Origin of the sequence: Streptomyces cinnabarinus (genome assembly GCF_027270315.1) — a bacterium.
Classification (GTDB): Bacteria; Actinomycetota; Actinomycetes; order Streptomycetales; family Streptomycetaceae; genus Streptomyces; species Streptomyces cinnabarinus.
The window spans coordinates 8,791,192-8,809,867 of the sequence record NZ_CP114413.1 but is presented as its reverse complement, the minus strand read 5'-3'; the positions used below and the strand labels follow the sequence as shown (position 1 = coordinate 8,809,867).

General features: G+C 69.9%; 15 protein-coding genes. 6 read left to right on the top strand and 9 right to left on the bottom strand.

The genetic code is table 11. The features are described 5' to 3' along the window. The first annotated feature begins 105 nt into the window (after positions 1-105). From adhE to STRCI_RS39705, 5 genes are all read left to right on the top strand, one after another. A complete protein-coding gene (gene adhE / locus STRCI_RS39725) occupies positions 106-2,769 on the top strand; it encodes a bifunctional acetaldehyde-CoA/alcohol dehydrogenase (RefSeq protein ID WP_269663871.1) in 2,664 nt (887 codons plus the stop codon). Between the two features lie 233 nt (positions 2,770-3,002). Beyond that, positions 3,003-4,217 (top strand): globin domain-containing protein, encoded by a 1,215-nt coding sequence (locus STRCI_RS39720; RefSeq protein ID WP_269663870.1) that lies wholly within the window; start codon positions 3,003-3,005, stop codon positions 4,215-4,217. 48 nt (positions 4,218-4,265) lie between these two features. Continuing rightward, positions 4,266-4,637, top strand: a complete 372-nt coding sequence (locus STRCI_RS39715; RefSeq protein ID WP_269663869.1) for a hypothetical protein — start codon at positions 4,266-4,268, stop codon at positions 4,635-4,637. A gap of 90 nt (positions 4,638-4,727) precedes the next feature. Further along, the gene (locus STRCI_RS39710; protein WP_269663868.1) at positions 4,728-6,311 is read left to right on the top strand and encodes an oleate hydratase; all 1,584 of its coding nucleotides are present in this window, start codon (positions 4,728-4,730) and stop codon (positions 6,309-6,311) included. Positions 6,312-6,434: 123 nt separating this feature from the next. Next, complete coding sequence (locus STRCI_RS39705; RefSeq protein ID WP_269663867.1) at positions 6,435-7,460, top strand: LacI family DNA-binding transcriptional regulator; 1,026 nt, start codon at positions 6,435-6,437, stop codon at positions 7,458-7,460. A gap of 89 nt (positions 7,461-7,549) precedes the next feature. Here STRCI_RS39705 and STRCI_RS39700 read toward each other — a convergent pair whose 3' ends face one another. From STRCI_RS39700 to STRCI_RS39690, 3 genes are all read right to left on the bottom strand, one after another. Next, positions 7,550-10,330: a glycosyl hydrolase gene (locus STRCI_RS39700; RefSeq protein WP_269663866.1), complete on the bottom strand. Its 2,781-nt coding sequence runs from the start codon at positions 10,328-10,330 to the stop codon at positions 7,550-7,552. Positions 10,331-10,643: 313 nt separating this feature from the next. Further along, complete coding sequence (locus STRCI_RS39695; RefSeq protein WP_269663865.1) at positions 10,644-12,197, bottom strand: M28 family metallopeptidase; 1,554 nt, start codon at positions 12,195-12,197, stop codon at positions 10,644-10,646. A 301-nt stretch (positions 12,198-12,498) separates the two neighbouring features. Next, positions 12,499-13,056: a TetR/AcrR family transcriptional regulator gene (locus STRCI_RS39690; protein WP_269663864.1), complete on the bottom strand. Its 558-nt coding sequence runs from the start codon at positions 13,054-13,056 to the stop codon at positions 12,499-12,501. A 95-nt stretch (positions 13,057-13,151) separates the two neighbouring features. Between STRCI_RS39690 and STRCI_RS39685 the strand changes: the two genes are divergently transcribed. After that, on the top strand, positions 13,152-13,760 hold the full coding sequence (locus STRCI_RS39685; RefSeq protein ID WP_269663863.1) for a DUF2867 domain-containing protein: 609 nt from the start codon (positions 13,152-13,154) through the stop codon (positions 13,758-13,760). 28 nt (positions 13,761-13,788) lie between these two features. Here the strand turns inward: STRCI_RS39685 and STRCI_RS39680 are convergent, their stop codons facing one another. The 6 genes from STRCI_RS39680 to STRCI_RS39655 form a co-directional block, all read right to left on the bottom strand. Then, on the bottom strand, positions 13,789-14,457 hold the full coding sequence (locus tag STRCI_RS39680; RefSeq protein ID WP_269663862.1) for a dihydrofolate reductase family protein: 669 nt from the start codon (positions 14,455-14,457) through the stop codon (positions 13,789-13,791). Next, complete coding sequence (locus STRCI_RS39675; protein WP_269663861.1) at positions 14,457-14,963, bottom strand: SRPBCC family protein; 507 nt, start codon at positions 14,961-14,963, stop codon at positions 14,457-14,459. The genes STRCI_RS39680 and STRCI_RS39675 overlap by 1 nt, the downstream gene beginning before the upstream one ends. Positions 14,964-14,966: 3 nt before the next feature. Beyond that, entirely contained in the window at positions 14,967-15,308 is a 342-nt protein-coding gene (locus tag STRCI_RS39670; RefSeq protein ID WP_269663860.1) for an ArsR/SmtB family transcription factor, read from the bottom strand. 241 nt (positions 15,309-15,549) lie between these two features. Further along, positions 15,550-16,230 carry a DUF6069 family protein gene (locus STRCI_RS39665; protein WP_269663859.1) on the bottom strand — a complete coding sequence of 227 codons (681 nt, stop codon included), beginning with the start codon at positions 16,228-16,230 and terminating at the stop codon, positions 15,550-15,552. A gap of 5 nt (positions 16,231-16,235) precedes the next feature. Next, positions 16,236-17,234 (bottom strand): RNA polymerase subunit sigma-70, encoded by a 999-nt coding sequence (locus STRCI_RS39660; RefSeq protein ID WP_269663858.1) that lies wholly within the window; start codon positions 17,232-17,234, stop codon positions 16,236-16,238. 64 nt (positions 17,235-17,298) lie between these two features. Beyond that, positions 17,299-18,567 carry a tetratricopeptide repeat protein gene (locus STRCI_RS39655; protein WP_269663857.1) on the bottom strand — a complete coding sequence of 423 codons (1,269 nt, stop codon included), beginning with the start codon at positions 18,565-18,567 and terminating at the stop codon, positions 17,299-17,301. Between the last annotated feature and the right edge of the window lie 109 nt (positions 18,568-18,676).

The following is an 18,676-nucleotide window of genomic DNA, read 5'->3' as shown; positions in this document are numbered from 1 at the left end:
GGTGCGGGAGAGACGCTGCTGGTGGAGCGGCACCGGACCCTCGCGGCTCCGCTCGTCCGAGCCGCAGGCTGTGCGGCTTCTCCTCTCGATGACGGAGGCACATCCATGACCCGCCACGACGATCGCACCGAGACCGCCGCCCCGGCCGAGGCGCCGTCGGACATCGCCGTCGCCATCGACCGCCTGGTCACGAACGGGCTCAAGGCACTGGCCGACTACGAGGAACTCGACCAGGAACAGGTCGACCACATCGTGAAGAAGGCGTCGGTCGCCGCGCTGGACCAGCACACGGCGCTGGCGCGGCTGGCGGTCGAGGAGACCGGCCGCGGTGTGTTCGAGGACAAGGCGGCGAAGAACATGTTCGCCTGCGAGCACGTCACCCACAGCATGGGCCGTATGAAGACCGTCGGCGTCATCGCCCGCGACGACATCGAGGACATGGTCGAGATCGCCGAGCCGGTCGGTGTGCTCGCCGCCGTCACCCCGGTCACCAACCCGACCTCCACCACCATCTTCAAGGCCCTGATGGCGCTCAAGACCCGCAACCCCGTGGTCTTCGCCTTCCACCCCTCCGCCCAGCGGTGCAGCGCCGAGTCGGCCCGGATCGTCCGCGACGCCGCCATCGCCGCGGGCGCGCCCGAGCACTGCGTGCAGTGGATAGAGACCCCGTCCGTCGAGGCGACCCACACCCTGATGCACCACCCGGGCGTCTCCCTCATCCTCGCCACCGGCGGCAACGCCATGGTCAAGGCCGCCTACTCGGCCGGCAAGCCCGCCCTCGGCGTCGGCGCCGGCAACGTCCCCGCCTACGTGCACCGGACGGCCCAACTGCGCCGGGCCGTCAACGACCTGGTGCTGTCGAAGTCGTTCGACAACGGGATGATCTGCGCCTCCGAGCAGGCCGTCATCCTGGACGCCGAGATCTACGACGCCGCCCTCGCCGAATTCCGCACCCTGCACGCCTATGTGGCGACCGCCGAGGAGAAGGCGCGGCTGGAGACCTTCCTCTTCCCGGCCGGGAAGACCGCGGGCGGTGGCTGCGAGCCCAAGGTCAACTCCGCGGCGGTCGGGCAGAGCCCGGCGTGGATAGCCGAGCAGGCCGGGTTCACCGTGCCCGCCGACACCTCGCTCATCCTGGTCGAGGCGGAACGGGTCGGCCCGGACGAGCCGTTGACCCGCGAGAAGCTCTGCCCGGTGCTCACGGTCCTGCGCGCCGGCTCCGAGCGGCAGGGCTTCGACCTGGCCGCCGACATGGTCGCCTTCCACGGCCAGGGGCACAGCTCGGTCATCCACACCGAGGACCGCGCACTCGCGGAGGCGTACGGCCGCCGGATGAAGACCGTCCGGGTCATCGTCAACTCGCCCTCCTCGCAAGGCGCGATCGGCGGCATCTACAACGGCCTGCTGCCGTCCTTGACGCTGGGCTGCGGCTCCTGGGGAAGCACCTCCGTGTCCAACAACGTATCGGCGGCGAACCTGTTGAACATCAAGCGGGTCAGCACCCGCCACAACAACCTCCAGTGGTTCAAGGTCCCGCCGAAGACCTACTTCGAGCCGGGGTCCATCCGCTACCTGGCGTCCATGCCGGACGTCCACCGCGTGACGATCGTCACCGACGCCACCATGACGCGCCTCGGCTTCGTCGACCGGGTCAGCCGCGTCCTGCAGCGCCGCCCCCAGCCGGTCACCCTCCAGATCATCGACAACGTCGAGCCCGAGCCGAGCATCGACTCCGTCCAGCGCGGCGCCCGTCTGATGCGGGACTTCCGGCCGGACACGATCATCGCGCTCGGCGGCGGTTCGCCGATGGACGCGGCCAAGGTGATGTGGCTGCTGTACGAGCAGCCGGACATCGACTTCGCGGACATGCGGCAGAAGTTCTCCGACATCCGCAAGCGTGCCTTCCGCTTCCCGGTCCTGGGCGCCCGCGCCCGCCTGGTGTGCGTGCCCACCACGTCCGGCACCGGCGCCGAGGTCACCCCGTTCGCGGTGATCTCCGACCCGGCGACGAACAAGAAGTACCCCCTGGCCGACTACGCCCTCACCCCCAGCGTGGCCATCGTCGACCCGCTGCTCACCACCGAACTGCCCCCGGCCCTGGCCGCCGACAGCGGCTTCGACGCCCTCACCCACGCCATCGAGGCGTATGCGTCCGTGTACGCCAACGACTTCACCGACGGTCTCGCGCTGCACGCGATCCGCCTGATCTTCGACAACATCGAAGCGGCCGTGACCGACCGCGCCGGCAGCGCGCAGGCCCGCGAGAGGACGCACAACGCCGGCACCATCGCGGGCATGGCCTTCGGCAACGCCTTCCTCGGCATCGTCCACGCCATGTCCCACACCCTCGGCGCCACCTTCCACATCGCCCACGGCCGCACCAACGCCGTCCTGCTGCCGCACGTCATCCGCTACAACGGCACCGTCCCCACGAAGCTCACCGGCTGGCCCAAGTACGAGAGCTACCGCGCCCCCGAACGCTTCCAGGACATCGCCCGCACCCTCGGCCTGCCGGCCGGCACCCCGCAGGAAGGCGTGGAGTCGCTCGCCGCCGCGGTCGAACGGCTGCGCGCGGCCGTGGGCATCGAGCCGTCGTTCCGGGCCCTCGGCATCGACGAGCGGACGTTCCTCGACGCGCTGCCCCAACAGGCCCTCAACGCCTACGAGGACCAGTGCGCCCCCGCCAACCCCCGGATGCCCATGCTGGACGACATGCAGGACATCATGCGGGCGGCCTTCTTCGGCCCGGTCGGCCGACCGGCCGAGTAGGCGCCCGCGCACCGGGGCCGCACGGGGCCGACAGGAGTGCGTCCCGGTGCCGTGCGGCCCCACGGCCGAGCAGGCCGTGGGACCGATGCGCCCGAATCCCTGGGGCCGTTCGGCCCTTCTTCGCCCCACGCCCGCAAACCGCACCGAAACGCGGACGCGTGGCTGCTACACAGAGGATGCCGCGCGATGCGATGCGGCTTCCCTTCCCACCTCACCCCTGCCCGGGAGGCTTCATGCTGTCCGCAGAATCCGCCGCCGTGGTCCGCGCCACCCTGCCCGCCGTGGCCGGTGCGCTCGACGAGATCACGACGCGCTTCTACGGTGCGATGTTCCGCGACCGGCCGGAACTCCTCGACGGGATGTTCAACCGCGGCAACCAGGCCAGCGGAGCCCAGCGCCGCGCCCTGGCCGGCTCGATCGCCGGGTTCGCCACCGCGCTGCTGGCCGATCCGGACACCCGGCCGGACACCCTGCTGGACCGGATCGCGCACAAGCACGCCGCGGTCGGCGTCACTGACGACCAGTACACGATCGTGCACAAGTACCTGTTCGGCGCCATAGCCGAGGTCCTCGGCGACGCGGTCACCCCGGGAGTGGCCGCCGCCTGGGACGAGGTGTACTGGCTGATGGCCGGCGCCCTGATCGGACGCGAGGCCCGCCTGTACCAGGATGCGGGCGTGGAGCCCGGCAAGATCTGGCGGCGGTGGACGGTCGTCGAGCGCCGCACCGAGACCCCGGACGTGGTGTCCTTCGTCCTGCGCCCGGCCGACGGCGAACCGGCGCCCCGGGCGCGGGCGGGCCAGTACGTGAGCGTGCGGGTCCGGTTGGCCGACGGCGTGCACCAACTGCGCCAGTACAGCCTGTCCTCGGACCCGGGCGGGGAGCTGCGGCGGATCACGGTCAAGCGGGTCGCCGCCACGGACGAGGCCCCCGAGGGCGAGGTCTCCAACCTCCTGCACGAAGGGATCGCCGAAGGAGACGAACTCACGCTGTCCGCCCCGTTCGGGGATGTCTTCCTCGACGACCCGTCCGACGCCACCCGTCCGGTCGTCCTGGTCTCCGCCGGCATCGGCGGCACCCCCATGGCCGGCATCCTGGCCCACCTCACCGCCCTCGGCTCCACCCGCCCGGTCCTCGTCCTGCACGCCGACCGCTCCCCCGCAGACCACGCCCTGCGCACCGACACGGGCGAGCTGGTCGGGCAACTGCCCGGCGCCCGCGCGGTCTTCTGGTACGAGCGCCCCGGCCCGGAGGAACCCGACGCCCACGAGGGCCTGATGAACCTCGCCGGCATCGAAATCCCCGAGGAGGCGACGGTGTTCCTCTGCGGCCCGCTGCCGTTCATGCGCGACGCCCGCACCCAACTCCTGCGCACCGGCATCCCGGCACGAGACATCCACTACGAGGTCTTCGGCCCCGACCTGTGGCTGCCCGACACGGCCGCCTGAAACGAGCCCAACGGCCTCACGTCCTTACGCCCTCTGGAGGAACCCGTAATGACCAGTGACAACACCCAGGCCACGCCCGCGGTGCGGCTGCGTACCGACGGCCCGGTGGACGAGAAGACCCGGGAGTACGCCCGTACGAAGATCGACGCCGTCGTGAACCGGCCGGGACTGCCCGCCGTCACCGGCGAGGTGCGGATCGTGCGAGCGGCCGCTCACCACGCGGACCGCCCCTGGTCGGCCACCGCCGATCTGCACGTCGGCAAGCGGCAGATCGTCGTCCTCGCCGAGGAGGCCACCGGCACGGAGCTCGTCGACCGACTCCAGGACCGGCTGCGCCGGCAGACCGACAAGGCCGCCCACGTGTGGGACGGCAACCACCGGACGGCAGCCCCGCCGTGGCGCGGTGAGCAGTCCGCGTGAGTCAGCAGTGCCCTTGAGTCAGCAGTGAGCACGGCCCGGTCGGTGACGCTCCACCGGCCGGGCCCTCGGGAGAGAACGAGGAGTTGTGTCATGGCGAAGGCGTATCTGGTGGGCAGCGGCATCGCGGCGCTCGCCGCGGCCACGTATCTGATTCGCGACGGCGGATTCGACGGAGCGGACATCCACCTCTTCGAGGGACAGCGGACCATCGGCGGCAGCCTGGACGCGGGCGGCACGGCGGACGCCGGCTACACCCTGCGCGGCGGGCGCATGTTCGAGGCCGCGTACCGGTGCACGTACGACCTGCTGTCCGGCATCCCCACCCTCGACGACCCCTCGGTGTCGGTGACCCAGGAAATACTCGCCGGCCAGGAGGACTTCGCCTGGGACGACATCGCACGCCTCGTCGACCGCGACGGGAAGATCGTCGACACCCGCTCGATGGGCTTCTCCGAACGCGACCGGCTGGAGCTCGTCCGCTGCCTGGCCACACCCGAGGGGCACCTGGACGGAAAGCGGATCACGGACTGCTTCGGCGAGCACTTCTTCACCACGAACTTCTGGTTCATGTGGTGCACCACGTTCGCCTTCCAGCCCTGGCACAGCGCCATCGAGTTCCGCCGCTACCTCAAGCGCTTCGTCCACCTCCTCCCCGAGTTCGCCGGCCTGTCGGGCATCCACCGCACCCGCTACAACCAGTACGACTCCGTCGTACGGCCGCTGACCGCCTGGCTCCGTGAACGCGGCGTCACCCTCCACACCGGCTGCCACGTCACCGACCTGGAACTCGTGCCGGGACACCGGCACACCACGGTCGAGACCATCCGCCTCTCCCGGCACGGACGGGACGAGAAGATCGCCGTGGCCAAGGACGACCTGGTCCTGGTCACCAACGGCTCCATGACCGACGCCTCCAGTCTCGGCTCGCACACCGCCGCTCCGCCCCCGCCTCCCCACCGCTCGGACGCCTGGCTGCTCTGGCACCGACTGGCCCGCGGGCGTGATGACTTCGGCGACCCGGCCGTCTTCGACAAGCACGTCAAGGAGTCCCGCTGGGAGTCGTTCACCGTCACGACCAAGGACCCGGCCTTCCTCGACGCACTGGCACAGTTCAGCGGCCGCGAGACCGGCCGCGGCGGCCCGATGACCTTCACCGACTCCAACTGGCTGCTCACGATCGTGGCCGACCGCCAGCCGGTCTACCGAGACCAGCCCGAGGGCGTCTCGGTGTGGTGGGGCTACGGCCTCTTCCCCGGGCGCGCCGGCAACCGGACCCCCAAGCCGATGACGATGTGTTCCGGCCGGGAGATCCTCGACGAGGTCCTGCACCACCTCCCCTTCGACGAGGAGGTGAACGCCCGGATCCGGCAGACCTCCACCGTGGTGCCCTGCCTGATGCCGTACATCACCAGCCAGTTCCTCACCCGCCGCCGCGACGACCGGCCCAAGGTCGTACCGGAGGGGTCGGTCAACCTCGCGTTCATCGGCCAGTTCGCCGAGGTGCCCGACGACGTCGTGTTCACCGTCGAGTACTCGGTCCGCACCGCCTGGACCGCCGTGGCCCGGCTGCTGAAGCTGGACAAGCGGCCGCCCGAGGTCTACAAGGGCCACCACGACCCCCACGTCCTGGCCGCGGCCCTGGAGACCATGCACCGCCGTCCGTCCGCGGCGTGATCGGCCACGCTCCGGCCACCCACCCCCGCTGGGAGCGCTCTCACGTATTCGTAGGCTGTCGATATCCTTGAACGGACCGCATCGCAGCCGGTCGAACGTGCCCCAGACGAGGGAGTGCCCGCCTTGCCCGAGCCGATCACGGGGCCCCGCCCCACTCTGGAAGCCGTCGCAGCTCGCGCCGGCGTCTCCCGGGCCACCGCGTCCCGGGTGGTCAACGGGGGTGCGGGGGTACGTGCCCCGCTGGTCGACAAGGTGCGCCAGGCGGTCGAGGAGCTCGGCTACGTGCCCAATCACGCGGCCCGGACCCTCGTCACCCGGCGCAACGGCGCGGTGGCCGTGATCATCGCGGAGCCGGAGTTCCGGATCTTCTCCGACCCGTTCTTCGAGCAGCAGGTGCGCGGCATCAGCCGTGAACTCACGGCGCACGACGCTCAGCTCGTCCTGCTGTGGGTCGAGGGCCGTGGCGATCACGACCGGATCGCCCGCTATCTCGGCGGCGGCCATGTCGACGGGGCGCTCGCCTTCTCCGTGCACAACGACGACGAGTTGCCCGCCCTGATCGACAAGTCCCGCATCCCCACCGTGTTCGGCGGCCGGTCCGTCGTGGACCGCAGTCTCGCGGCACCCTACGTCGACTGCGACAACCGCGGCGGGGCCCGCCAGGCGGTCCAGCACCTCGTCTCGCTGGGCCGGCGCACCATCGCGCACATAGCGGGCCCGCTCGACCTCACGGCGGCCCTGGACCGGGTCGACGGCTACCACGACGTCCTCGTCGACGCCGATCCCGAGCTGATGTGCCAGGGCGACTTCACGGAGCGCAGCGGCGCCCTCGCGATGGCCGAGCTGCTGGAGCGGCGCCCGGACGTCGACGGGGTGTTCGCCTCCAACGACCTGATGGCCCTGGGCGCGTTGCGCACGCTGCGGGAGCGCGGGGTGCGGGTCCCCGACGACGTGGCCGTGGTCGGGTTCGACGACATGCCGTCGGTGGTCGAGCTGACCGACCCGGCGCTCACCACCGTCCACCAGGACATCGAGGGCATGGGCCGGCTGATGGTGAAGCTCTTGATGCGCCTGCTCGACGAGACCGGGAGCCCTGCCCCCGCCTCCGTCATCACGCCGACCTCGCTGGTACGGCGCGCCTCGGCCTGACCCACTCGCACGGACACGGCGGGCACCGGCTCGGTCGCCGGTGCCCGCCGCGCTCCTGTGAGGGGCCGAGAGGGGTGAACCCGTCCGGGTCAGCCGAAGGGGATCACCAGCACGGAGTTCTCCGTGCCCGTCTGGAGCTTGGTCGTGCCGTTGCCGATGGCGCTCCACACCTCCAGCCGGACCGTGCCGTTGGCCAGGTTGCCGAGGCTTCCGGTGGAGGACTTCAGACCGCGCGTCTGGGCGTACTGCTCCCAGCCGGCCACCGGGTCGGTGGCGAAGTAGTGGTACGTCTCCGTGCGGTCGAAGGAGCCGTTGCCGGTGAGGTCGTAGCTGACCCTCACCTGCTGGCCGAGGCCGACCGTGGTGCCCGCGTCGACCTGGAACCGGAATGCGGTGCTCGCGCCCGACGTGAGCGTGCCGTTGACGCCGCGCACCTCGTAGACGAGCGGCTGGTACGGAGTGCCGTCGTGGTTGGTGCCCCCGGCGGAGGCGATGGTGTCACTGCCCGCCGTGCCGCCGGTGGCCGTGGTGAGCGTGCCGCCGGAGCGCAGCTGGAAGGTGTTGCCGGTCGGCGGATCGGGATCGGGGTCCGGGTCGGGGTCACCGCCGGTTCCGGTGCCGGTCGCGGTCGAACGGGCGGGTACGGACAGGGTCTTGCCGTCCGAGAAGGTCACCGTGCGGGCGCTGGAGCCGTAGTTGTGGGCGACGTAGGTGCGGGTCGTGCCGTTGTCGAACACGGCGGAGGAGGGAAGGTCCCCGGTGACGCTCGGGTCGGGGGCCCCCAGGGCGGCGAGGCCCTCGATCCAGTGATAGCTGTGCGCCTTGGATTCGCCCTCCTCCGGGGTGTAGGAGGCATGGCCGGCGTCCCACTTGGACTTGGCCGCCGCCGGGTCCGCAAACGACTGGAACTCCCAGAGGATGTCGCGCCATTCGGCGGCGGGGCCGCCGTTCTCGCGTTCCATCTCGGCCAAGTTGCGCCGGATGGCGGCTTTCTCGCCACCGAGGTGCAGGGAACCGCCGGTCACCGGCAGGACGTTGATGCCGTGGATCTCCTCGGGGTTGGCCGTCCACCAGGTGGCGTAGGCCGCGCCGCTGCCCCAGACCATGCCGGCCGTGTCGTGGCCGAAGGAGGAGGGGAAGACCTGCTCGTCGGCGTCGAACCAGTACTGGGCGATGGCCTCCGCCTCGGTGGTGAGCAGATAGCTGCCGAGGTCGCGCAGCGAGGCGTCACCGGTGGCGGAGCCCCACAGCACGAGTGCCGCGCTGAGGTTGACCGACTCGGACGAGGACTCCTGGTTGTTGCCGGCGGCGAAGCCCTGATGGCCCGAGGCCCAGCTGTGGCCGGCGTACACGTCGAAGCCGCGCAGGAAGGGGAAGGCGCTGTCGGTGCGGCTCGCGTTGGCCGTGTCGCGGATCAGGGTCTTGACCATGCCGCCCCAGGCGGAGTCGGCGGCCCAGGCCTGGTCGTACTGGGCGACGATCGCGGCCGCGTAGACGTAGTAACTGTAGTGGAAGTGGTGGTCGTTGAGCTCACTGTCGCTGCCGTAGGAGGCGGGGTAGCCGGTGAGGGTCTTCCACGCCTGGTCGTAGGAGAACTCGTTGGCGCCGCCCGCGGTGAACCACTGCTCAAGGCGTGCCTTGATGAGCCCGAGGAGCTTGTCGCGGATCGCGCCCTCGCCGATCTGGTCGGCCACTGGTACCAGTTGGGCGAGCTTGCCGAGCGCCTTGCCGGTCCAGTAGGTGTCGACGGCACCCGAGAACGGGTCCGAGGAGTTCGCGACATCGTTCAGATAGCCGCGCAGCCGTGTGGCGTCGACGCCGCTCGCCTTCGGCAGGGCGGGCAGGACCGGGGAGGCCTTCTGCGAGGTGGTGAACGAGGCGGACTCGCGCACCTTCATGGTGCCGCGCGGGGAGACGTAGGTGTACGGGGTCAGCGCGTCCGAGGTGTTGAGCCACTGGTGCCGGTAGAGGGCCTGGAGCGTGCCGCGTTCGGTGCCCTCCTTCGCCTCGGTGGTCAGGGTGTAGGTGGCGCGCACGGTTCCGCCGCTGTAGTTCCAGTTGACGGTGGAGCCGGTGACGAAGCTGTAGGCGTACTTGCGGTAGGTGGCGAGCGCGTCGGTGGAGGGCAGTACGGCGACGGAGAAGTAGTCCTTGCCGCCCAGGCCCGCGGTGACGGCCGAGCCGGAGACGTTCCAGTCGCTGCCGGTGGGCGCGAACAGGGCGTAGTGGTGTCCGGCGACCGTGATGCCGAGGACGTTGCCCTGGTCGGAGAAGACGGTGGGCGTGGACGCCGTGGTGATCCGGGCGTCGCCGCCGGAGCCCTTGGCGTAGACGAAGGGCATGCCGTGGCCGATGGTGGTGCGCAGGGTGTGCGTGCCGTCGGACCAGTAGGGCGTGACGGTCCAGTCGGACCATGAATCGGCCTTGGTGTCGGGCGAGTTGAGCCCGGTGAGGCCGAGCGTGAGGTCGGCCTTGTGGGCGTACTCGTACTGGCGGCCCTCGCCGACGATCGCGGGCGTGGTCGGGTAGCCGACCTCCAGTCCGCCGGACACGGCCTGGTAGGTCAGCGGGTGGCCGTACATCGGGGTCGAATACGGGTTGTCGCCGTAACGCTGGAAGGCCAGGGAGGACCACCAGTCGTTGGTGGGCACAGGCTTGCCCTGGGCGGCGGACGTCACCTTGGGGGTGACCGGCGTGCCGGTGTTGGTCGTGGGTCCGGTCGTACCGGCGGGGCGGGAATCGGAGTAACTGCCGGCGCCTATGGGGATCGTGGCGGCGGCGGCCGGGGTCGCGGCCGGACCGAGTCCGGCGGCGGCCAGGGCGGCGGCCAGGACCAGCACGGTGGCTGGTCTCTTGCGGGTGGCTGGCATGGGGGTACCTCGTGTCATCACGACGGGTTGTGGGGTCTCACCGTGTGCGTCCGGAACGTTTCGAGAGCGCTCTCAGATGGCCGGAAACGTAAGACTTATGAAACGTTGACGTCAATAGATTTGACACAGAAGGCAGTTGAACCCCGAGCCGAACCCGTTCCGCCTTCGAGACTTGACCGATCACCCATGACGCAGGCACGCTTCACTCTCAACCTTGAGAGCGCTCTCAAGAACGTGCTTGGTGCTGCGGGAGCGCATAAAACACGACTGCGGCCCCCTCGCGGAGGCCGCAGTGCGCTGATCGGTGGAGCGTCTACTCGGTCACGTGCCCGTGGCCGTCGTGCAGGCCGCCGCCGCTGCCGGAATCCCCGTCCGTCGGGGCGGAGTTCACCGGCTGGGTGAGCGGTGCGAGGTCGTACGCGTAGTGGCCGACCGCATCGGCGATGACGTCGATGTTGATGTCGAACGCGCGCAAGTTGATGTTGTCGATGTCATCGCCCGGGGCGTGGTAGTTCACGTCATACGCCACACCCGCCTGGCCGCCGAACTTCGCGGCCTGCGCCTCGGTCTTGATGCCCTCCGCACCGGTGAAGGTGCCGCCGGAGGGGATGCCGACCTCGATGAACGGGCCGTAGTCCGAGCGGCCGGTGAAGTCGGTGCCCTCGTGCGGGATACCCTTGGAGTCGAGGAAGTCGTTGATGCCCTTCTCCAGTTGGGCCGAGCCCTCGGGGCCGGGGCCGGCACCGGTGGCGTCCGAGTCGTCGCCGTCGTAGACGAAGTAGGCGGCGTTCGGCGAGCCGATCATGTCGAAGTTCAGGTAGAGCTTGATCTGCTTCTTCTGCTCTTCCGTGAGCGAGGCGACGTACGCCTCCGAGCCCAGCAGGCCGAACTCCTCGGCCGACCACCAGGCGAACTTCACCTTGTTCTTGACCTTGCCCTGGGACTTGGCCAGCTTCTGCGCGACCTGGAGGATGCCGGCCGAGCCGGAGCCGTTGTCGTTGATGCCCGGTCCCTCGTTGACCGAGTCCAGGTGGGCTCCGAGGAAGACGGTGTTGTCCGCGTCGCCGCCGCGCGTCTCCGCCACGACGTTGAAGGTCTTGCGGTTCTCCCGCAGTTCACGGATGTCGAGGGTGACCTTGACCGGCCCCGTGGCCGCCTCGGCGGCCAGCGCCTCGCCGTCCGCCTGGGTGATGCCGCCAGTGGGGATCTTGCCGAGGGTCGAGTCGCCGATGGTGCCGTTGAGGGCGCCCCCGGTGTTGTTGTAGATCACGGCGCCGACCGCGCCCGCCGCGTGGGCGTTGGCCTGCTTGACGGCGAAGGTGCAGCCACCGCGCTTGATCAGGGCGATCTTGCCGGTGAAGGCACCGGCGGCGAAGTCGGTGGCGTCGCAGCCGTTGGTTCCGTCGGCGTCCACGGGAGCGACGGCCACGTCCGCGGTCACGCCGCCCTCGGGGCCGCTGGCGGTGTACGTCATCAGCTGGATGGGGATGTCGCGCGGGGTGGGCGAGACCACGGCGAGGGACTCGGCGATCTCGTCGGTATAGACGAAGTCGAACTCGTGACGGGTCACTTTGTAGCCCGCGGCCTTGAGCACGGCCTCCACGTAGGCGGCCGACAGTTGGTGACCCTTCGAGCCGGCCACCCGGGTGTCACCGCTGTGGTCGGCTATCGCTTGAAAGACCTTCAGATGGCGAAAGGCGTCCTTGGCTGTGGACTCCTTGACGAGTTGCCTCGCCAGTGCGTCACCCCGGTTGGCCGGGCTCGGACTGCCGGAACCCGCGGTGGCGGGTCCGGCGACGAGCAGCGGGGAGACAAGTGCGGCGGCGGCCAGGGTGGCGGTCACCACCGTTCTTCGACGTGCGGACATAACGGTCCTCTCACGCAGGTCATGAGACAGATCGACAGTTCGGGAGAACACGGTCGAGGCACGTTAACCCTGCGACTGCCCGCTGCCAAGAAGGAGTTCAACTTCGGTGTCGACCGGAGTGCGTGCGGATGCGGCAGACGACAGCGCTGTCACCAACTCACTTGCCGGAGGGTGCAACAGCGAGCGGACTTACGACTGCACATCCCGGCGGCGTGCACGGCCGCCGCTCGCCCACGTGGCGTCGGCCGCCGACGCAAGGGTCACCGATGGCAAGTTCACCCTTCGCGACCGCAACAGCTCATCAGCCCAACAGCCGGGCCCTGACCGCGGCGAGGACTTCCGGGCGGCTGCGCGGTCCGTTGTCGGCCGCGATGAGGTGGTCGCCGATGCGCAGTGAGAAGGTGATCAGGCAGCGGGCCTCGACATCGCCCTCGTCGGGGCAGAAGGCTCCGTAGAGCTCGCGCAGATAGTCCATGCGCCGGTTGTCGGCCCGGCGGAGGCACTGGGCGACGTCTTCGTCGCGCCGGGCCCAGTCGCGGATCGCGAGCTCGACTCCGGCGTTGGTCACGGGTGTCTCACTGGACCCCACGAAGTCGAAGAGGCGGCCGAGGCGTTCGCGGGCGTCGCCGCCGTCGCGTTCGATCCGTTCTATGACATCCTCGGTGACTCCGCGCTCCCAGGTGTCGAGCATCTCCTCCAGCAGGGCGGCGCGATTGCGGAAATAACCGTAGAAGCCGCCTTTGCTGACGCCGAGCGTCTGGGCGAGGACCTCGACCCGGACGGCCTCGGGGCCACCGGCGGCAAGCGCCCGCAGCCCCTCCTCGATCCACTTGTCCCTCGGCGTACGGATCGCGCCCATGCCCTGACTCCCCTCACCGGTCGGAGCTAGTATACGGAGCCGTATAGATGAGGCTATGCTCGATCTATACGCCACCGTATAGACAGGGGTTCGCCATGAGTGATCTGCGCCTTCCCTCGACCGACCACACAACCCGCCCCTGGCGGATCCATGAGATCGCCGGCGACTTCCGGCTCGAGGATCTGTGGATGCTGCCGACGCCGGGCGGCCCTCACGACCTCCAGCACCTCGTCGAGCAGATGGCGAACGGCAAGGATGGTCCGGACGGCGGCAACCCCGTGGGCCGCTTCCTCTTCGCCGTCCGCTGGAAGCTCGGCGCGCTGCTCGGCTGGGACAAGCCGGACTCGGGCGTCGGCGGCCGGGTGGAGACCCTGCGCGACCGCCTGCCCGACGACCTGCGCGACGGCACGCGGGGGCCCGACCTCACCTCGGCGCCCTTCACCTCCGTCTTCCAGACACACGATGAGTGGGCCGCCGAGTACGCCAACAAGACCATGCACGGGGTCATGCACATCGGGTGGGTCGCCGACGGGAAGGGCGGCTACCACGGCCAGATGGCGGTCCTGGTCAAGCCCAACGGCCGCCTCGGTTCCCTGTACATGCTAGGCATCAAACCCTTCCGGTACCTGGGCGTGTACCCGGCGCTGATGCGATCGATCGGCCGGGAGTGGCGCGAGAACGCAGCACGCCGGACGGCACCCTGACACCCACCCGGGTGAAGTGGTTCTGCGGTTACCTCTGGCGCACGGCGTAGGTCAGGTGCGTCACCCGTGACGACGGCTCCGAACGGACCTGCTCCAGCGCGATCCTGGACGCGTCCACGCCCTCGAAGAGGCGGGTTCCGGAGCCGAAGAGCACCGGTGACAGCGCGATCGAGAACTCGTCGACCAGTCCGGCGTTCACGTACTCCAGGATCGTCGCACCGCCGCCGGCGATACGGACGTCCCGGTCGCCGGCGGCCTCGCGGGCCTGGTCGAGGGCGTGCTCGATGCCGTCGGTGACGAAATGGAACGTGGTGCCGCCGGGCCGCTCCCACGGGTCACGCTTGGTGTGGGTCACGACGTAGACCGGCGTGTGGAACGGCGCCTCCTCCGGCCATGCCTGCTCGCCGAGGTCGAACATGCGCTTGCCCATGACGCTCGCGCCCGTGCGCTCGAACGTCTCCCGCGCGATGTCGTTGTCGCGGCCCTCCTCGCCGCCCTCGCCCAGCTTCAGGTTCTCCCGGAAGAACCGCAGCGGGAAGACCCACTGCTGGAGTTCCGTCCACTGCGCCGCCCAGCGTTGGACGTCCGGGTCGTCCTGCTTGTCGGGTGCGAAGAGGATGTCCTCATTCGGCACGGACTCGGGCGCGATGAAGCCGTCCAGCGACATCGACACACTGAAGAACACCTTCCCGGCCATCAGTTCTCCGCCCCCTTCCGCACGAGGTCGGCGACGTAGGCCGCCAGGCTGCTCAGGGTCTGCCGGCCGCCTTCGATCGCGTGGTACTTCTCGACCGCCTGGTCGCGCAGTTCCTTGGTGGGGAACAGCGTGCGCATCTCGATCCGGGTCGCCGCGCCGTCCGGGGTGAAGGTCAGCACCGACTCGAAGGCGTTCGGGTCGTCGGGCGACTCACCGTGCAGCAGCTCGATCCGCTCCGCCGGGACGATCCGCCGCCAGCGGATCCACTCGGAGTAGTCGGTCCCGTCCGGACCGTGCAGCACGAAGTCCCACTCCCCGCCCTCGCGGAACTCGAAGGACCGCGTCGTCGTGGTGAACCCCTCCGGACCCCACCACTGCGACAGGTGCCGGACCTCGGTGAACGCCTCGAACACCAGCTCCCGCGGGGCGTCGATAACCCGGGAGATCACGATCTCCCGGTCGGTCGTCACCGACTCCGCCCGCGTGTCCTGCCTTGCCTCTGCCATCGGTCATCCCTCCTGCCGTGCCTGCTTCAGGTCCTGCACATAGGTGTCCAGGCGGTCGAAGCTCTCGTTCCAGAACTGCTCGAACCCGCCGACCCACTCGTGTATCGGCCGCAGCCCGCGAGCGTCCAACCCGTAGAGACGCTGCTTGCCCACCCCACGCACCCGCACCAGCCCCACCTCCCGGAGCACCCGCAGGTGCTTGGACGCCTGCGGCTGGCTCATCCCCAGCTCGTGAGCCAGGTCGGTCACGGGCCGCTCACCCGCCCGCAGCAGCGCCAGGATGTCCCGGCGCTGCGGCTCGGCGATCGCGTTGAACGCATCCGACGTCGTCGCTGCTCGTGCCATGACAGCCATCATATGCCTATATCGGAATACATCAAGCCGTGGAGATTCGAGCGGGTCTTGTCGGATGGCGATTGCGAGCCCGCAGGCGCTTGTTCAACCGCCCGACGAGGGCGGCCAGTAGCAAAGCCAGCCACGGATGACCCAGCTGCGATCTGTCCGCGGAGCTCGAGGGATTACCCGAGTCCGAGCGGGACCTGGTGCGCGAACTGGCGTGGTTCTACGACAACCCGTGACGGGATCGTCACTCGGTCCGGGTGCAAAGGCTCCGCGTCAGGGTAGGGATCATTACCGTCGCAGCGACGAGGTGCAGCCCGAGGAGGGTGATCGTGGTGGCGGTGTTCGCCCCGGTGAGGAGGGGCGGGACCAGCGAGATCACGGTCAGTGAAACCGCCGTCCACGCGAATCGCTCGGCCGGGCGATTGCTCCAGCGTCGAAGAGCGACGGCGATGACGACACCCACGACCGAGAAGAATCCGGTCACCACGGCGAACCCGGACAACGGGATCGTCTCGCCGCCATCAGGGATCTCGAAGTCGACGCCAACGGCCTGTGCCAGCGCAGCGGCGAGCGTGGTGGCCACCGTCGCTACGAGCGTGGCAACGAGGCCGGTGCCGACGAGCCCGCGGAGTCGATGGGTGTGACCGGTCCGGCCCGATACCTGGCTCATGTCGTTCGTTCCTCCATCGTTCGGTAGCTGGCGTACGGCCACGCGCACCCTCGCCGTACGACGGCCGGGGTTCCGCAACGCGCGGACGCCGGTGCCGCGGAGCCAGAACCCGGCGTCGCGTCCAAGGACCGGCCCGGGCTCGCCGTCGCGCAGTTCCAGCTGGACCCGCCCGCGAGTGACGACGGCGAACGCGTCGTACCATTCCTCCGCGACCACCACGACACGCGCGCCACGGCGCAGCGCGAGCGTCCGCACCGGGGCTACTCCGTGCCGTCCGCCGACAGGCGCTCCGGCAGCCCGAGCCGCGGGAACTGGTCGTCGTGGAACGTGACGATCTCGGTGATCGCCCCGCCGGTGACACGCAGGACGTCGATCGTCAGGGGCAGGTACGCGCCCTCCTCCTTCTGCCAGAGATAGAACGCGACGGCGGGCTGCCGGTTCACGGAGGTGAAGACGCCGCGCAGGCCCTTCACGCCCTCGAAGCCGCTCTCGACCCAGTCCCTCACCACCGCGTCGCGGCCGATGTACAGCCCCGGCGTGGGCGGCATCGAGCACCGGACGTCGTCCCGCAGCATCGAGGCGAGCGTCGGGATGTCCGTGGCCACGCTGGCGTCGGTGTAGCGGCGTACCAGTTCGCGCGTCCCCGCGTCCTCGTCGCCGCCGGTCCAGTCCTGCCGCTCGGCGGGCAGGTGCTCCCGCATGCCGGCGCGGGCCCGCTGCAACGCGCTGTTCACCGAGTTCACGGAGTCCCCGAGGATCTCCGCGACGTCCTTCGCCGGCCAGCCGAGCACGTCCCGCAGGATCAGCACGGCCCGCGGACGCGGAGCGAGGTGCTGGACCGCGACCAGGTACGCCAGCTCGATCGTCTCCCGCGCAACGGCGACGGTCTCCGGCTCGTCCGCGTCGCCGGCGGGCAGCTCGTCGAGCAGCCGGTCCGGGTACGGCTGGAGCCACAGCACCTCGCCGCCGGTCGCGGGCTCCGGGCGGCGCTTGGCAAGCAGGTCCAGGCAGGCGTTGGTGGCGATCCGGTACAGCCAGGCCCGGAACGTCGACCGCCCCTCGAAAGTGTCCCGCCTCCGCCAGGCACGCAGGAACGTCTCCTGCACGGTGTCCTCGGCGTCCTCGAACGACCCGAGCATCCGGTAGCAGTGCACGTGCAGCTCCCTGCGGTGCCGCTCCGCCAGCCCCGAGAACGTCGGCTCGTCGACCTCACCCAGACCGCTCACGCCCAGCTCCTCCAGCCGCGTGTCCGCACTCATCACGTCATCCTTCCGCCTCGTCCTGTCCCGTCGTAGGTGTGACGGGCGGGGGCGCGAAAACTCATCACTGTGGGCGGTCGGTACGCCTGAACGTGCCGCTCCAGACATGTTCGACCGGCTCGGACCGACGCCACTGCAGGAGTGCCACCGCCTCCTTGACTCGGCCCAGCTCGATGAGGAGGGCGGCCATGGCTGCGCGGTTGGCAGTGGCGTGCGGTTCGAGAACGGCGACGGCCTCCTCGGTCCGACCGGTCTTGGCGAGCAGGTCGGAGATGGTCACGGCCGCGTACGACGTACCGCCCTCGGGATGCACCCGCGCCCGTGCGATTCCCTCATCGAGCCGGCCGCAGTCGGCCATGAGCCGAAGGCGCAGCATGAAGAAGTCCCACTCCTCCTCACCGCCGTGGCGTGCCTTGAGCACGTCGAGGTGAGCCAGGCCGTCGTGGGCGCGGCCGTGATCGGCGTACAGGGTGCACAGCGTGTCGACGAGCCAGTCGTCCGCGCCGCCGGGTTCGTCCACGACCGTACGCATCACCTCGATCGCCTCGCCGCCCCGGCCGTGCCGGGCCAGGAGCGCCGCGAGTTGCACCGCGTTGCGAGGCCGACAGACCGGTGAGTCGTCTGAGTCGTCCGTTTGTCGGTATGCGGCGATCGCGCCTTCCACGTCCCCGTGCTCCTCCAGCACCTCAGCAAGGCGCTGCGTGGCGAGCCCGAGATCTTCGGACCTCGCGTACGCACGCAGTTCCTCGATCCGGCCGTGCCTGGCCAACAGGTCGGCCAGTTGATCGTGGTGGTTGACGGAGGTTATGTGCCGGGTACGCAGCAGAGCGATCGCTTCATCGACGCGGCCCTGGCGTTCGCGGATCACGGCGAGCAGCCCAACTGCCGTGTCGGGGTCCAGACCGCGGCAGCACCAAGGGTCCTCGCAGCGGTGATCGGCCGGAATCCGAGCGGCCAGCAATGCGGCGATGTCCTCGTCCCGGTCCGTCCCCGCGGCGATCTCGACCAGGGTGGTGGCCAGGACCCAGTCCTCGATTCCGGGGATCAGTCGCGTGACCGCCTCGTCGTTGCGTCCGTGCCGGGCCAGAAGGCGCGCCAGGACCTCCAGCGGCGGCCCTCCGGTCCGTGCGTACGGGCAGGCCAGTGCGATCGCTTCCTCTACCCGCCCCCAGTTCTCCAGCAGTTCCGCCTGGGCTTGGGCGGCCGGCCACCAGCCTGTGGCGACGTAGGGAGTGAGCACCTCCAATGCCTGCGCCAGCCTGCCCTGGTCCCCGAGCCGCCGCGCCCAGTCCCGCGCGCAGAACCACTCCCCTTGGCCGGCCTGGAACGCCACCTCATCCCCGTGGCCGAGTTCCAGAAGCCGGGAAACCAGGAGCGGAGGTATGCAGCCGGACTGCGTTCGGGTCCGACGGTCAAGATCAGCGGCGTCCACGTGCGCACTC

What these genes read in the sequence shown, in the direction of transcription:
- adhE (WP_269663871.1), top strand. Translation starts at nt 106, where the DNA reads ATGACCCGCCACGACGATCGCACCGAGACCGCCGCCCCGGCCGAGGCG.
- STRCI_RS39720 (WP_269663870.1), top strand. Translation starts at nt 3,003, where the DNA reads ATGCTGTCCGCAGAATCCGCCGCCGTGGTCCGCGCCACCCTGCCCGCC.
- STRCI_RS39715 (WP_269663869.1), top strand. Translation starts at nt 4,266, where the DNA reads ATGACCAGTGACAACACCCAGGCCACGCCCGCGGTGCGGCTGCGTACC.
- STRCI_RS39710 (WP_269663868.1), top strand. Translation starts at nt 4,728, where the DNA reads ATGGCGAAGGCGTATCTGGTGGGCAGCGGCATCGCGGCGCTCGCCGCG.
- STRCI_RS39700 (WP_269663866.1), bottom strand. Translation starts at nt 10,330, where the DNA reads ATGCCAGCCACCCGCAAGAGACCAGCCACCGTGCTGGTCCTGGCCGCC.
- STRCI_RS39695 (WP_269663865.1), bottom strand. Translation starts at nt 12,197, where the DNA reads ATGTCCGCACGTCGAAGAACGGTGGTGACCGCCACCCTGGCCGCCGCC.
- STRCI_RS39690 (WP_269663864.1), bottom strand. Translation starts at nt 13,056, where the DNA reads ATGGGCGCGATCCGTACGCCGAGGGACAAGTGGATCGAGGAGGGGCTG.
- STRCI_RS39685 (WP_269663863.1), top strand. Translation starts at nt 13,152, where the DNA reads ATGAGTGATCTGCGCCTTCCCTCGACCGACCACACAACCCGCCCCTGG.
- STRCI_RS39680 (WP_269663862.1), bottom strand. Translation starts at nt 14,457, where the DNA reads ATGGCCGGGAAGGTGTTCTTCAGTGTGTCGATGTCGCTGGACGGCTTC.
- STRCI_RS39675 (WP_269663861.1), bottom strand. Translation starts at nt 14,963, where the DNA reads ATGGCAGAGGCAAGGCAGGACACGCGGGCGGAGTCGGTGACGACCGAC.
- STRCI_RS39670 (WP_269663860.1), bottom strand. Translation starts at nt 15,308, where the DNA reads ATGGCACGAGCAGCGACGACGTCGGATGCGTTCAACGCGATCGCCGAG.
- STRCI_RS39660 (WP_269663858.1), bottom strand. Translation starts at nt 17,234, where the DNA reads ATGAGTGCGGACACGCGGCTGGAGGAGCTGGGCGTGAGCGGTCTGGGT.